Below are 15,982 nucleotides of genomic sequence, written 5' to 3' on the forward strand. Positions count from 1 at the left end.
CCTCCTTCTTCACAATATATGTAAAGAAGGACAAACAAAGACGAGCTTTTTCTTACTGAATCCCATTTTTCTAATTTTAATAAAAAACTTCATCAAAATACTTGAAAGTCAAAGAAGGTCAAAGTATACTGTATTCATAAGGTCAAAGTTAGTCAAAGTCAAAAGGAGGATTTTTTAATGAAATGTCAAGCATGCAAACAAAATGAAGCGAATGTCAATATGAGATATGCGATTAACGGTAAAGAGACAACGATTCGTCTTTGTCAAAGCTGTTACGAGAACGACAAACAATCTCTTCCTGCCTTTGGTCCAACGATGAATGGTTTCTCTGGTTTTATCCCATTCGATGATCTTTTTAAACAATTGACAAATGGGCAAAATGCTCATCATCAAAGTCAACCGCAAGCGAATGAATCATCTCAAAGAAAACATGGTAGTAATGGTGGGTTCATTGATCAATTCGCTAAAAACTTAACCCAAATGGCAAGAGCGGGTCTCATTGATCCAGTGATTGGTCGAGATAAAGAGATTTCACGAGTAATTGAAATACTAAATAGACGAAGCAAAAACAATCCGGTATTAATCGGTGAACCCGGTGTTGGGAAAACAGCTATCGCAGAAGGATTTGCACTAAAAATAGTTAATAGTAACGTACCAAAGAAATTACTCAATAAAGAGGTTTATTTGTTAGATGTTGCCTCCCTTGTTTCGAATACAGGAATTAGAGGTCAATTTGAAGAAAGAATGAAACAACTAATAAATGAAGTACAGACACGAAAAAACATAATCCTATTTATTGATGAAATCCATTTATTAGTTGGTGCGGGTTCAGCTGAAGGATCAATGGATGCTAGCAATATTTTAAAACCTGCACTAGCACGTGGTGAGATGCAATTAATTGGGGCAACCACTCTTTCTGAATATAGAAAAATAGAAAAAGATGCAGCGTTAGAAAGACGATTCCAACCTGTTCACGTCAAAGAACCAAGTTTGGAGGAAGCAAGACATATCCTTGAAGGGTTAAAAGACAATTATGAAAGCTTCCATGATGTTATTTATACAGACGAAGCCCTCACAGCTTGTGTAGAACTATCGTCTAGATATATTCAAGACCGCTTCTTACCAGATAAAGCAATCGACCTTATGGATGAAGCTGGGTCAAAATTAAATTTAACATTGGGTGTTTCATCTGATGAAGATATTGAATTGCGTTTAAAAGAAATAGCAAAGCAAAAAGAACAGTTACTTAAAGAAGAAAGATATGAAGAAGCAGCTAAATTAAGAGATAAAGAAACAGAATTGGAAAAGGCTCTTGGTTCAAACACTAGAAAAAGAGCAAAAGTAGAGGTCGAACATATCCAAAAAATTATTGAGGATAAAACCGGCATACCAATCGGAAAATTAATGACAGATGAACAAGCTAAGATGAAACATCTACAAGAAAACCTAAACAATAAAGTGATTGGCCAAGAAGTCGCAGTCGAAAAAGTAGCAAAAGCTATTAGAAGAAGCCGTGCTGGCCTTAAATCTAAACATCGTCCTATCGGATCGTTCTTATTTGTCGGACCAACAGGTGTTGGTAAAACAGAATTAACGAAAACATTATCTGAAGAATTATTCGGTACAAAAGAATCTATGATACGACTAGATATGAGTGAATATATGGAAAAACATAGTGTAGCGAAAATTATAGGTTCTCCCCCAGGTTATGTTGGCCATGAAGAGGCAGGACAGTTAACGGAGAAAGTACGTAGAAACCCTTATAGCATTATCCTATTAGATGAGATTGAAAAAGCACATCCCGATGTGCAGCATCTTTTTCTACAAATACTTGAAGATGGCCGCTTAACAGATAGCCAAGGTAGGACGGTACACTTTAACGAAACCGTTATTATTATGACAAGTAATGCCGGTGTTCAAACAAAAGAAGTCCAAGTTGGCTTTGCAACGGAAAATAACGCTTGGAATGAAGCAAGTATACTCGACTCTCTAGGACAATTTTTTAAACCTGAATTTTTAAACCGAGTTGACAATATTGTAGAATTTAAATCGTTAACAAAAGAGCATCTTCTCACTATCACTGATTTACTATTAAAAGAATTGAATGCCGTATTAGCTCAATCTAATATCCACTTAAATGTGACAGATGAGGTAAAAGCTAAATTGGCTCAATTAGGTTATCATCCTGCATTCGGCGCCCGCCCTCTCAGAAGGGTCATTCAGGAACAATTAGAAGATAAGATTGCAGACAAAATTATTGATGAGGAAGAACAAAGTGAATTATCCGCAGTTTTAGAAGAAGGAAATATTGTAATTCAATAAAAAGGAAGATAATTTCATCAAAAAAGGAGAGGTTTCTTGCCTCTCCTTTTTTTGCACCTCATTTTTTAAAGCTTTTTATCATCAACTTGATTTAGCCACTGCTCGATTGAATCGACAACGGATTCAACACAACCATCTTCAAAAGGAGAAATTAAATTTGCTTCAGATACTAATCCTGTAAATGGTTGGCTACCGCCGAGTTTACATAAATGAAGATAATCTTTCCAGGCTTGTTCATGATTCTCCTGTGATTTTTGCCAAAATTGAAAGGCGCAAATTTGTGCTAACGTATAGTCTATATAATAAAATGGAGAGTTATAAATATGGCCTTGTCTTTGCCAATAACCGCCTCTCTCTAGATAATCATTGTCTTCATAATCTTTGTAAGGCATATATTTTCTCTCAATATTTCTCCATGCTGCTTTTCTTTCCGCTGGAGAAGCTTGATAGTTTTCATACACCCAATGTTGAAACTCATCAACAGCTACACCATAAGGTAAGAAGATTAGGGCACTGCTCAAATGGGCAAAGCGGTATTTGTCTCCATCTTCTTTAAAGAACGTATCCATCCATGGCCAAGTAAAAAACTCCATACTCATCGAATGTATCTCTGCCGCTTCATGTGTTGGCCATACATATTCGGGAATCTCAAAGTCTTTACTTGAGTAAACTTGAAAAGCGTGACCTGCTTCATGTGTTAAAACATCAATATCCCCTGAAGTCCCATTAAAATTAGAAAAGATAAATGGTGCTTGATAATCCTCAATAAACGTGCAATAGCCTCCACTTTCTTTCCCTTTCTTCGCAAGTAAGTCCATTAATTCATTTTCAATCATGAATTCAAAAAATTCGCCAGTCTCTGGTGAAAGTTCTTGATACATCTTCTGCCCCATGTTAATAATCCAATCAGATGATCCTTTAGGCATTGGGTTTCCAGAAAGGAAATTAAACGGTTCATCATAGTACTTTAATGAATCCACGCCAATTCTTACACGCTGTCTTTCTTTTAATTTAGCAACCATCGGAACGATAAACTCTTCCACCTGTTTTCTAAACTTTGCAACCATATCGGCATCATAATCAATTCTAAACATTCGATAATATCCGAGTTCAACGAAGTTTTCATACCCTAATTGATGTGCAATCTCTGTTCTTATTTTAACGAGGTCATCATATATTTGGTCTAGTTTATGTTCATTATCTGCCAAAAATTGAAACTTAGCCGCACTCGCTTCTTTTCTCAATTGACGGTCTTTCGATTCTAAGTATGGATCTAACTGTGCTAATGTTAATTCTTTCCCATCAAAATTTATTTTTGCTGAAGCGATCAACTTATTGTAATCACTTGTAAGTTTATTTTCCTTTTGTAATAACGGCACAATTACCGGCTTGAATGTTTTTAATTCACTATCTGCTAAGGCAAATAGCTGTTTACCAAATTTGCTTTCAAGGTCTTCACGAAACTTAGATTGCACCAGAGCTTCGTAAAACTGTGTACTAAGACCATCAATCTCTGGTCCTATTTCATCTGTATATTCTTGTTCTTGTTGATAATATTCGTCATTCGTATCAATTGAATGCCTAATCATTACTAAGTTTAACATCGTAAACAGCTTATTTCGTATACGATTAATTTTTTTCATCGCTTCTATTTGTTCCTCGGCTGTTTTTGCTTGTTTAAATGCGAGTAGTGCCGCATCAAACTGAACTTTTGCTTTGTCCAGTTGTGGCCTTTTGTATTCATATTCAGGAAATTTCATCCCCATACACCTCCAAGTAATAATCGTTAATTTGTATGTATTTTTCATGATGAACGAAAATTTGAGCAAGTTAACTCTTTCTATAATATATTATAAAATCCTGCATATTTCTTATTAAAAAATACACAGGACTTAAGTAACAACACATAATTAAATTAATTTACCTTTATTTCTCTATAGTTCACGCCTCATGAATAAAACAAAAAAACGATTCTGTATGAACCGTTTTTATCGATTGCTAATAGATAACCCAAGTTTTTTTATTAATTCAATAGCTGTCTCTTTTTCTTCTGCATTTAATTCACTCATTAATTCATGAATATACTCTTCATGACCTGGAAATACGCTTTCAATAAAGGCCTTACCTTCTTCGGATATTTCTGCATAAGTCACTCTTCGATCATTCGGGCATGCCACCCTTCGCAAATACCCTTTACTTTCTAACTTATCAACTACATACGTAATACTTCCACTAGCAAGCAAAATTTTACCACCTATTTGCTGTAAAGGTTGATTACCTTTATGATATAGTAATTCTAGTACAGCAAATTCAGTCGGATTTAATCCATAGGTTTGAATTTTACGATTAACAATTTCATTAATCGCTCTATTCGCTCTTGAAAGTACAATATATAGTTTGAGTGATTGGCTAGATTCAGTCATGTCTCCAATCCTCCTAAAATAATTTAAAATAGAGATTTTTGAATTCAAACTAATTATAAGTAACGAAAAGCATACTGTCAATTTCTATATATTTACTAATAAATATCATTGAGGCTATTTTATGGAGAAGAAAAAGAATGAAACGAAAGAATAATTATTTCCTGTATATCATTATCGTTATTATACCTTCTATTCTCGGGATGCTTTCTATTTATCATTATGTAGGCGACCGTGAGGAAACAGAAAGATTAGGTGACGCAAAGTGGATTGCAACCATCCATCAAAAGAACTGGGATCAATTCATTTCTGAAACAGTGACCACTTTAGATATTTTAGCATTATCAATTGACGCACAAAATGATATGGAAACCATTCGAGAAGTAGTGAGACGCACACAATTAACTGACATGAGATATGGCAGCATGTTTCTCTTGGACGCAAAGGGTTCTTTCGAAACAGGGACTTCAGAATTATTAAAAAATCATGACTTTACTAACGATCGATATATCCAAGAAATTATGCGCACGAATGATTTAATTATATCTGAAGAAGTGGAGACATTAACACCTGAACAACAAGTCATCGGGATTGCCAACCCTATTCTTGATGTTAATTTCCAGCTAGAAAAAATAGTAGGTGCACATTTAAGAGTAGATTATATGCAAAATATTATGCAAATTCTTACCCCTGATGCATCCATCTCCATTACGAATTCAAGTGGAAAGCAAATAATGAATATGAATGGCGGTATAGGCAAAAATGATCAAGTATATACTGTGCCAATTGATCGCCTGCCTTGGAATATTGAAGTAAGTATTTCTGATGTCGATAGCGGCAGTATACTTAGGCATACAGCAATCTTCTTCTTACCCCTTTTTATATTGCTTCATATTTTCTTTTTCTTTATAAAATATTTCATGTTAAAAAAACATGCCAAAAACGCTGAGAAGGAAAATGAAATACAGAAACTAGAGCTAGTCGGAAATTTAGCTGCAAGTACAGCCCATGAAATTAGGAATCCACTTACTGGTGTGAAAGGCTTGATCCAATTATTATCAGAGAAACATAAACATGAAGAAGATCAGTATTATTTCTCAATTATAAATAATGAAATCAGTCGTATAAATGAAATCGTTAGTGAGTTCCTTATTCTTGGGAAGCCAACTATTGAAAAAAAGGAATATATTTATGTACAAGATATTATACGTGAACTAGAGCCACTTATTAAATCTGAGGCCAACTTAGCCAATATTCACTATGAAGATTCTTTACCAGAAGAACCCATAGGAATATATTGCAACAAAGATCAAATGAAGCAAGTGTTTTTAAATATCGCCAAAAATGCGCTTGAGTCAATGAGTAGTAATGGGTATCTGTCTATTTCTCTAACAACAAGCTCTCACCATTGTTATCTCACCATTAAAGATACTGGAGTAGGTATACCCAAGAAAGAGATGGACAGAATCTTTGAACCTTTTTATACTTCTAAAGATTATGGTACAGGCCTAGGCCTCGTTGTATGCAAAAGGATTGTCGAAGCAAATAAAGGAAAAATCACAATCGAAAGTAGTGCTTCTAACGGTACTGTAGTGACAATCATTTTACCGTTAGCGTCTGATTCCATCAATTCATAGACATATGAATCATGAGGGAAGCTTATAAAATATTTGCTTCCCTTACAAGTTGGATATGTTTCCTTCTGCTGGAAAGGCTAATAAATAGTTTGTTTCATTTTCCACTAATTATTTTTATCGCATTTGATTGGAATAAATTCCAACATATAAAATCGATGCTATAAGAAATAAAATAGAATGAAGAATAGTTAATTTCTAATACTTCTAATGTTCGGGTTCCTTTTTGAATATTCCATTTTTTAAAAAGAAAGACTTGATTTTTGTTCGTTTAACTCCAATAATTATTTCGTATATTGAATTATTCTTACATAAAAGGAGCCTTTCTCTATGAGCCAAGCTGTTTCTCTTAAAGCCCTCCCTAAACAAGGAAATACTAGTTATCGTATTTTATTTATTATTGGGCTTTGTCATTTATTAAATGACGCCATTCAGGCAATCATTCCCGCGATGTTCCCTATTTTAGAAAGATCAATGGGACTAAGTTTCACCCAATTAGGGATGATTGCTTTCGCATTAAATATTGTTTCCTCTGTTCTTCAACCTGTTATTGGCAACATGACAGACAAAAAGCCCATGCCTTTTGCCTTGCCCATTGGTTTAACTATTACGTTATTTGGCATCGTCGGATTGGCTTTTGCCCCTAAGTATGAATGGATTATCATTTCCGTCATATTTATAGGATTAGGATCTGCTATTTTTCACCCTGAAGGCTCAAGAGTTGCTTACATGGCCGCTGGTCCAAGAAGAGGTTTAGCCCAATCGATTTATCAAGTTGGTGGGAATAGTGGTCAATCGCTAGCCCCATTAATTACCGCGTTGGTACTCGTGCCTTTTGGGCAAAAAGGCGCTTTATGGTTTACTATTGCTGCTTTTTTAGCCGTATGTTTTCTCGCTTATATTGCCATTTGGTATGCAAAAAACCTAAGATTGCAAGAAACTAATAAAAAGGCAAAGAAAAAGGTGGCTGCACATAAACCACTTACTAAACCAGTAAAAATAGCATTAGCCATTGTTCTCATTCTTATTTTTGCCCGATCTTGGTATGTTTCAGGCATGACAAACTTTTATGCTTTTTATGCAATAGAGAATTATGCTTTTTCAATTAGCGGAGCACAAACAATGCTATTTGTATTTTTATCAGCAGGTGCTATCGGTACCTTCTTCGGAGGACCTTTAGCAGATAAATTTGGACGTAAGACTGTTATATTTCTATCTTTAGCGCTTTCTTTACCATTCTCCATACTTATTCCATTTGTGCCAGCTAGTGTTGCCTTTGTTTTTTTGGCACTCACAGGATTTATTTTGATGCTTAGTTTTTCTGTAACAGTTGTCTATGCTCAAGAATTAGTACCTGGTAAAATTGGAATGATGTCAGGCTTGACAGTTGGATTTGCATTTGGAATGGGCGCAATTGGGTCGATTGCATTAGGTTATTTAAGTGACTGGATTGGTATTAACCAAACGATGATTTTCACTGGATTACTTCCTTTAATCGGATTCCTTAGCCTTTTATTACCATCAGATCAAAAAATTGCTGAATGGAATGAATGATTAATGGATGTTAATTTTCTTATTTGACACGATAGAAGAGGTCATATTTTTTAAATGACCTCTTTCCTTGATTATGCATATACTAGGCTAATTAATTACCTGCATCTTATTATTTTAATTTAGGGCTGATTCTAAAGGGGTGAGTTATAAAATGACAGAAGTACTATATGGAACAATTCTTTCAGCAATGTCCACAGGACTTGGTGCATTAATCATTTTGTTTATTGGTCAATCGATGACACATAAATGGCGTGATATTTTACTGGCATTTACTGCAGGTATAATGATGGCTGCTTCTACAATGAGTCTTATTCCAGAGGCATTAAATGCAGGAGGGTTTTTACCATTAGTCGTAGGTATTTTTCTAGGGGTTTTAACTTTAACAGTACTAGAAAAAAACATTCCACATATTGACATCGCTCATAACAAAAAAGGGATTGAATTTGATGAAAAAGCGATGTTAATTGTTGCCGCAATTACACTTCATAACATTCCGGAAGGACTTTCTGTTGGTGTTAGTTATGCGTCTGAAAACGGAGGAGACACTGGTAATTTAATCGCATTTGCCATTGGGTTGCAAAATGCACCTGAAGGATTCTTAGTTGCTTTATTTTTGGTCAACCAAAAAATCAGTAGATTCAAAGCATTTATTGTTGCCACGTTGACAGGAACAATTGAAATTTTCACGGGCTTATTAGGTTTTTACTTAACGTCTTATGTTGCTTCACTTGTCCCTTATGGACTCGCATTTGCCGCAGGAGCCATGCTATTTATTATTTACAAGGAATTAATACCAGAGAGCCATGGAGATGGTCATGAAAGAACATCTACCTATTCTTTTATCATTGGTTTACTTTTCATGATCTTGTTAATTGAGCTTTTTTAATTTCATACAGCTTTATTTTTTATATTTACATGGTATTGTGTAATATTTAATTTATATTCTCGGGTCCTACGGGGCTCGGAGTTTATTTTTGCCTTCTGATATTCATATATAAGCATGTCTAGTTCCTGACTATGCTGAATAGTTATTTTATCATTAATACCTACTTTCCTTGCACACTTCATCATAATTTCTCTTTTTATTTGAATCTTGTCCAATAATTCCCTTTGATTTAACTTCAACTTTTCTCCTCCTAAAATTGTCCTGCATTCGATTATTTTTTTGTCTACTTGAGAAATTATTACAAGAATTTTTATAAAAGTAAATAGATTCGCAAAATAAGACAATCTTTTTTTATATCAACATGATTCGACACTTTTCAAGAATCGTTTGCATGGCTTTTCGACAAATAGATAAAATGATTAAGCAGTAGTAAACTTTTTAAAAATCGTATATATTTAAAGTATAAATAAGATTGAAATAAGGGAGTTTTAACGATGAATTTACATATTGCTTGTATACAGATAGATATACAATTTGGGCATCCTGAAGAAAACTATAAGCATGTAGAAATGAAGGTAAAGGAAGCGTGTAAAATTCAACCATACCCAGATATTATTGTCCTACCAGAAATGTGGACAACTGGATATGATCTTGAAAATTTGTCTTCTACTGCTGATGTAAAAGGGGAAAAAACCATTGCCTTCCTAAAAAACTTAGCGAAAGAATATCATGTCCATATTGTAGGCGGATCAGTTGCTACTCAGCGTGAAGATGATTATTTTAATACGATGATTTCAATTGATAAAAATGGAGATTTGCTACAAGAATATCATAAAATGCACTTATTTAAATTAATGGATGAACATAAATTTTTATCTGCTGGAGAAGAAAAAGGTAGCTTTAATATTAATGGAGAGAAAGTAGCCGGTGTGATTTGTTACGATATTCGATTCCCAGAATGGTTTCGAGCACATACATTAAACGGGGCCAAAGCGATTTTTGTTGTAGCAGAATGGCCGAAACCAAGAGTCGATCATTGGCAAACCTTATTAAGGGCAAGAGCGATTGAAAACCAATGTTATGTGATTGCCTGTAACCGCGTTGGGCAGGATCCTAACAATAGATTCGCTGGACATTCGATGATTATTGACCCTTGGGGGAAAGTTCTCGCAAACGGTAAAGAAGATGAGGAAATCGTTACGGCGACGATTGACCTTTCGGAAGTTGATCGTGTCAGAAAAACTATCCCTGTTTTCGAAGATCGCAAACCTGAATTTTACTAAGAAACTTACGGCTAGATAAACTTACGAGCAAATACCTTATACCGGTCAGCATTTGCTCGTTTATTTTTAGCCCAAACTCAAGATCAAAAGCCCCCTACTTTTCATAATAATGGTCAATCGGCAATCACAACAATGATTTTGTTGTCTAGAGTAACCTTGCTATTATTTATTCTATTTTCGCCCACATTTCTGGAGGATTTACTTCATATATCCCATTCTCACGATACATGTATTGATTCGTAATAAATTCCCTTCTAATCGTGGCAAAGTCATCATGAAAATTTTTAATATATTCATTTATCTCTTTCTCCTCATATTTCACCCCTTTTTTCAACCCTTTTACCATGTGTTCAAAAATGATAAGCTTTTTCTTTCTTTGTGCAGGAATAGATTTTAATTTTCCATCAGTTTGAATAAAAGCGTCTAGAACTTTCTTTCTATAAGCGTAATCTTGCTCCATTTCTTCTAACTCCTCCTTTTGGCTAATGATTTTCTCTAATGTAACAGCTTGATGAAGAATAATCTTTTCATTTAAATAATAATAGACTGTATTTTTTTCTCTTCTTGTATAAACCAAATTAATATCTCTTAATTTATGAAGGTGATGGGTAATCGTTGGTGGTGTTAAACCTAACTTTCCTGCTATTGCTTGTCCGTGTAATGGACCTTTTGATAACAAATATACAATTCTTATTCTCGTTGGATCGCCCATCGTTTTATGAAAAGCAACAAGGCGGTTTAATTGCATAATCCTTCACTCCTTTTCTTAACAACAATATGAATATATACATTTTAACATATATCTAATTAGATATATATCTAATTTTATAACATAAAATACATTCTCCCTACCAATATTTTCAAAAAATTAGTTGTTCATAGGAAGAATAATATGAAAAGTTGTCCCTACACCTTCACTACTTTCCACTTCAACTGCTCCATTATGTTCATCAACTATTTTATATGAAACCATTAATCCAAGACCATTCCCTCTTTCTTTCGTAGTATAAAATGGCTGTCCAAGCTTTTCTAACTTATCCTGCGAAATACCTCCACCTTCATCCTGGATCGAAATTCTTACCGTTTGATCATCAAGACGTTTAATGGTAATTGTGATATATCCACCATCTGGCATCACTTCAATTGCATTCTTTATAATATTGATAAAAACTTTTTTCAGTTGGTTTCCTTCGCACATAATTTTTGGTAAACCATATTCATAATAAGTACGGAATTGGATATTATTCAGAAGTGCCTGAGCATTTAATAACTTAACCGTTTCGCGCATAATGTTGATCATGTCATTCTCCATATACCTCACGGCCTGTGGTTTTGCTAAAAAAAGAAATTCATTAATAATAGAATCGATTCTTGCGAGTTCCGTAGAAATAATATTAAAATACATTTCATGATCAGATTCCTTTTTTAATGAGTTCTCAAGCAATTGAATAAATCCTTTTACTGCAGTCATTGGATTACGCACCTCATGTGCAATACCCGCAGCAAGTTGACCCAATACGTTCAGTGTATCGGACTTCCTTAATCTTTCTTCCATTTCGACTTTATCCGTTATATCCTTAAATGTAGAAATTGTAAATTCTGAAAATAAATTATAATTAACTAAATACTCAAATAATTTATTTTCATTTTCGCTACCTCGTAGTTGTATCCTTCCCTCATAAGAACCGTTCATTGTAATTTGTTTGATGATCTCTCTCATCTCATTTAAATTCCCTGAGAATCTAGCAACCATATGTTTTAACGACTTTCCAATTAATTCTTCGCGCGTTGCCCCTAAAATTTTTTCTCCAGAAGGGTTAACGTCTTGTACCACTCCCTCGTTATCCCATAAAATAATCCCTTCAAGTGTACCTTCGAATACTCTTCTAAACTTCAATTCACTTTTCCTTAATTCTTGTTCCATTTGATTTCGCTCACTCACATTGCGAAAAATCCCCATATGAAAACCTGTAAAGGATTGTAGTTTCATTGTAAATTCTAAAATCTTGGATTGTCCGTTAGGCATAAAGAATAGGATTTCATCTCGTATTGCCCCTCTTTTATATAATACATTTAAGATTTCCTTGTACTTTTTATCTTTATCGACAACAAAATCTTCAATCTTACATTTTGTAATATCATTATATGAAGTTTCAAATATGCGACACGCTGATTCATTCGCATGTACAATATTCCCACCATCCTCCCATAGGATGATTCCATCTATGGCTTCCATAAAGAGCTCTGAATAGATTCCTTCATCATTTGAGAGCTTTTCTAACAACTTTTGTCTTTCAAAAGAACTATTCGATGTTGGCAAAAGACCTTACCCCCTAAAACAAATTATTCTACCACCGAGGTTATTCTACAAAAATCGTCATAATCCTTTTTATTCATAATAAAAAAACAAGTACTTGCTTAATTCAGCAGAATACTTGTTTTTACCATTATAATTTAAATTTTTCTATAAGTTTATTTAATGTATTGGCCATTTCAGCTAACTTTTGTACATATTGCTGAATGTTTTCCATTGAATCATTTGTATGTGTAACCGAGTTACTCGTCTCTTCCACTGCAGCTGCTGATTGTTGCGAAACAGCAGCAATGTTTTCTATAGATTCACTCATCACTACTGAATTTTCTAGCATTTCTACCATACTTGACGAAATATATTCGATATCTCCATGAATAGCAGTAGTGGCAGTTGATATACTGTGGAACGTATTGGCTGTTTGATGAATTTTATTACTTCCGATCTCTACTTGCTCATAGCCAGCTTGTAACGATTTTACTACTCCAACCGACTCTGATTGAATTTTATTTACAATTGAAGTAATATCACTGATTGAATAGGAGACTTTTTCGGCAAGTTTTCTTACTTCCTCAGCAACAACAGCAAAGCCCTTGCCATGCTCCCCTGCCCTCGCAGCCTCAATTGCCGCATTTAATGCTAACAAATTCGTTTGGTTAGCGATATCATGGATAACAGATATCAACTTAGTTACTTGTTTCGTTTCTTGATCTAACCCTTTCACTCGATGCATCGAATCATTAATAATTTCATCTATTCTATTCATTTGCTCTTTTGAATTTTCCATTAATTCATTTCCTGCTAATGTCATATCTTTTACATTTGAGGCTGCTTCGCGCATAGAAACACTTTTCGATTCTGCATTCTCCACTTTATATAAGTAATCTTCCATTATTTTTGATAAATCCGCACTTGCACTTGCTTGCTCTTCTGCTCCTCCCGATAGTTCCTCCATTGTCGCCGAGATTTCTTGGCTAGCTGCTGCGACTTCCGAAGAAACTGTACCAAGGTGAACACTTCTCTCATTTAAACTTTGTGAAACTGTAAGCATTTCTTGAATCATTTGTCGCAACTGGTGTTTCATTTGGTTAAAGGCGTCTGCGATTTCTGTAATTTCATCCTGATTATTCGAATGAATATCACTAGCTTTTAAATTCCCTTTTGTTATTTCCTTTGAAGCTGTCACAACCTTTGTAAGGCGATAGGCTAATTGTTTATTCACTATTCTATGACTAAAAAATCCGAAAATTGCTGATAGTACTAATGAAAGTACCAAAATAACAAGGGATACAATCATCATCCAACTTGCTTGGTTAATGGCAGATTCCTGCTCTGCTTTTACTATAGATATTAATTCATCTAATGTATTCATTGTCTGTTCGATGTAATTGTCTACCTGCAACTTGCCTAAACGGTATTCGCGTACATGTTGCAACTTCACATTTGGTGCGATTTCATCGTAAAATAATTGATTCACTTCTTTATCATATTCATTGATTTTACTAAACATCTCTTCTGCTTTTTCTGACTGGATCATCTGTTGTATATCTTGTTGCTTATTCTTTATTTCTGTTTCTAATTCTTCATATGTATTTAAATGTTTTGGATTAGAATCAATAATATAATTCCCAATCGTTCCGCCTTTTAAGTAGAAATCTGTACCTATATCAGCGATTTCTAGTGCTCTTTCACTTGCCTTCTCTGCTTCATTGAGTTTAAAGGTACTGTATACAAGCATAAAAAAAGACAAAATCGTAGATAGCGTGAATACGCCTAAAGTTAGCCACAAAGCGACCCCATACTTTTGACCGATTTTTAACTTTCTCCATTTATCTGACTTGGATACCTTTAATAACATCACATTTAAAAAGGGGATACTACTTTGTTTTAATCGCCATTTTTTCAGTATTTTCAATATAATTCCTCCTTTAAATAATGTATCCTTTTACAAAATAATGATTCCATTATACTAGATTCTGCTAACATTATAATCGATAAAAGGGGGATATTGAAGGGGTATTTTAACTATAATTAGTTATATATACCTATATGTTTTAATGCCATATTACCTTTACATGTCCATGTATTGGATTTTTATCCACTCGTTCACATGTTTAAATTGATTTATTTTCTTCAATAATGGGTATATAATAAGGGATGTTTTAGGGGGTCTTTAATAAAGGAGGATTTATGGGACAGCGTGATTACTTTTTTGATAACGCAAAGTTTATTCTTATTTTCTTTGTCGTATTCGGACATTTGATTCGCTCTTTTATTGAAGATAGTGAAACAATTTATACGCTTTACAAAGTTATTTATACATTTCATATGCCTGCATTTATATTAGTTTCAGGCTTTTTTGCAAAAGGTTATTATCAAAAGGGATATATTCAAAAAATAGCTAAAAAATTGATTTTGCCATACCTTATTTTCCAACTAATCTATTCGGTCTTTTATTATTTCTTACATCAAGGTGCTGCCTTTAACGTGGATCCACTAAATCCACATTGGTCGTTATGGTTCTTAATTTCTTTATTTTTCTGGCATCTATTGTTATTGATATTTGCCAAATTCAAACCAAGTGTAGCCATTATACTCTCTTTTGCGATTGGGTTAGCTGTAGGATATGCTGATTGGGTATCAAACTATTTAAGTTTATCTAGAACGTTTGTGTTTTTCCCATTCTTCTTACTTGGTTATTTAATGAAAAAAGAACATTTCCAAGTCTTATTTAGACCATCGGTTCGCCTCGGTGCGGTTGGTATTTTTGTCGCTGTTTTTGTTTTATTCTACTTTAATCCAAACATCAACTATGAATGGTTACTTGGGTCAAAGCCATATTCCGTTGTTGATGATGCATCTATTTCATCTATGTTAATTAGATTAGGTTTCTATTTACTTAGTTTGATGATGATGGCATGTTTCTTTGCTTTTGTGCCTAACAGACATTACTCATTTACAAAGCTAGGTAAAAACACATTATATGTATATCTTCTTCACGGATTTTTCGTACGAATATTTAGAGAAAGTGAAGTGCAAGATTTCTTCAACGATCCGAGAAGTTTTCTCTTGTTAGCAGGACTTGCCTTAGTGCTTACTTTACTGTTATCAAGCAAATGGGTCACCGCGGTTACTCAACCACTGATTGAGTTAAGCACCGCACGGTTTAAACAACTAAAAAGACAAATTAGAACGATCTTTCGATATTATCGAAGAAAATACCGAATTGATTAGATAGATAAGGTAAGGCAGTAGTTACATTGTTATGTAACTACTGCCTTTTAAATATACACATCATTAAACACTCTTTTCCCTTTATATAAACCATAAGAATTATTAAAAATTTTCAAGCGCTTTATTATTGACCATTCATTTATATAGGTATATAATTTTATATTGTCAAAGAAAAAACGATATATGTCCCAGTAGCTCAGCAGGATAGAGCAACAGCCTCCTAAGCTGTAGGTCGTAGGTTCGATTCCTATCTGGGACGCTCATAATAACAGGTCGATCACTCTTGATATTAAGAGATTATCGACCTGTTATTTTTGTTTTGATTGGTTCTGTTAAAA

12 protein-coding genes and 1 tRNA gene are annotated in these 15,982 nt (G+C 34.1%); 7 read left to right on the forward strand and 6 right to left on the reverse strand.

Annotated elements, in window-relative coordinates; translation table 11 throughout:
• Window positions 1-177 precede the first annotated feature (177 nt).
• Entirely contained in the window at window positions 178-2,322 is a 2,145-nt protein-coding gene (locus tag H9655_RS07760) for an ATP-dependent Clp protease ATP-binding subunit (RefSeq protein WP_191812583.1), read from the forward strand.
• Window positions 2,323-2,387: 65 nt separating this feature from the next.
• Here the strand turns inward: H9655_RS07760 and H9655_RS07765 are convergent, their stop codons facing one another.
• On the reverse strand, window positions 2,388-4,082 hold the full coding sequence (locus H9655_RS07765; RefSeq protein ID WP_191812586.1) for a M3 family oligoendopeptidase: 1,695 nt from the start codon (window positions 4,080-4,082) through the stop codon (window positions 2,388-2,390).
• A 228-nt stretch (window positions 4,083-4,310) separates the two neighbouring features.
• Window positions 4,311-4,745: a MarR family winged helix-turn-helix transcriptional regulator gene (locus H9655_RS07770; RefSeq protein ID WP_191812588.1), complete on the reverse strand. Its 435-nt coding sequence runs from the start codon at window positions 4,743-4,745 to the stop codon at window positions 4,311-4,313.
• A 137-nt stretch (window positions 4,746-4,882) separates the two neighbouring features.
• On the opposite strand from H9655_RS07770, the gene H9655_RS07775 reads away from it, so the two are divergent.
• The 3 genes from H9655_RS07775 to H9655_RS07785 all read left to right on the forward strand — a co-directional run bounded on the left by H9655_RS07775 (window position 4,883) and on the right by H9655_RS07785 (window position 8,816).
• Window positions 4,883-6,379, forward strand: a complete 1,497-nt coding sequence (locus H9655_RS07775; RefSeq protein ID WP_191812590.1) for an ATP-binding protein — start codon at window positions 4,883-4,885, stop codon at window positions 6,377-6,379.
• A 327-nt stretch (window positions 6,380-6,706) separates the two neighbouring features.
• Entirely contained in the window at window positions 6,707-7,930 is a 1,224-nt protein-coding gene (locus tag H9655_RS07780) for an MFS transporter (RefSeq protein WP_191812591.1), read from the forward strand.
• Window positions 7,931-8,081: 151 nt separating this feature from the next.
• Window positions 8,082-8,816, forward strand: a complete 735-nt coding sequence (locus H9655_RS07785; RefSeq protein ID WP_191812593.1) for a ZIP family metal transporter — start codon at window positions 8,082-8,084, stop codon at window positions 8,814-8,816.
• Between the two features lie 2 nt (window positions 8,817-8,818).
• On the opposite strand, the gene H9655_RS07790 is transcribed toward H9655_RS07785, so the two are convergent.
• A complete protein-coding gene (locus H9655_RS07790) occupies window positions 8,819-9,055 on the reverse strand; it encodes an aspartyl-phosphate phosphatase Spo0E family protein (protein WP_225230478.1) in 237 nt (78 codons plus the stop codon).
• A 255-nt stretch (window positions 9,056-9,310) separates the two neighbouring features.
• Between H9655_RS07790 and H9655_RS07795 the strand changes: the two genes are divergently transcribed.
• Entirely contained in the window at window positions 9,311-10,099 is a 789-nt protein-coding gene (locus H9655_RS07795; protein ID WP_191812595.1) for a carbon-nitrogen family hydrolase, read from the forward strand.
• A gap of 166 nt (window positions 10,100-10,265) precedes the next feature.
• Here H9655_RS07795 and H9655_RS07800 read toward each other — a convergent pair whose 3' ends face one another.
• The 3 genes from H9655_RS07800 to H9655_RS07810 all read right to left on the reverse strand — a co-directional run bounded on the left by H9655_RS07800 (window position 10,266) and on the right by H9655_RS07810 (window position 14,325).
• Window positions 10,266-10,847, reverse strand: a complete 582-nt coding sequence (locus H9655_RS07800) for a DUF2087 domain-containing protein (RefSeq protein ID WP_191812597.1) — start codon at window positions 10,845-10,847, stop codon at window positions 10,266-10,268.
• 120 nt (window positions 10,848-10,967) lie between these two features.
• Window positions 10,968-12,419 (reverse strand): PAS domain-containing sensor histidine kinase, encoded by a 1,452-nt coding sequence (locus H9655_RS07805; protein WP_191812600.1) that lies wholly within the window; start codon window positions 12,417-12,419, stop codon window positions 10,968-10,970.
• 127 nt (window positions 12,420-12,546) lie between these two features.
• On the reverse strand, window positions 12,547-14,325 hold the full coding sequence (locus H9655_RS07810; protein ID WP_191812602.1) for a methyl-accepting chemotaxis protein: 1,779 nt from the start codon (window positions 14,323-14,325) through the stop codon (window positions 12,547-12,549).
• 275 nt (window positions 14,326-14,600) lie between these two features.
• Here H9655_RS07810 and H9655_RS07815 point away from each other — a divergent pair, with 275 nt between their 5' ends.
• Together H9655_RS07815 and H9655_RS07820 are read left to right on the forward strand one after the other, a co-directional pair.
• Window positions 14,601-15,644 carry an acyltransferase family protein gene (locus H9655_RS07815; protein WP_191812605.1) on the forward strand — a complete coding sequence of 348 codons (1,044 nt, stop codon included), beginning with the start codon at window positions 14,601-14,603 and terminating at the stop codon, window positions 15,642-15,644.
• A 185-nt stretch (window positions 15,645-15,829) separates the two neighbouring features.
• A tRNA-Arg gene (locus H9655_RS07820) sits at window positions 15,830-15,903 on the forward strand.
• The last annotated feature ends 79 nt before the right edge of the window (window positions 15,904-15,982 follow it).

It is taken from the genome of Cytobacillus stercorigallinarum (genome assembly GCF_014836495.1).
GTDB classification, from domain to species: Bacteria; Bacillota; Bacilli; order Bacillales; family Cytobacillaceae; genus Cytobacillus; species Cytobacillus stercorigallinarum.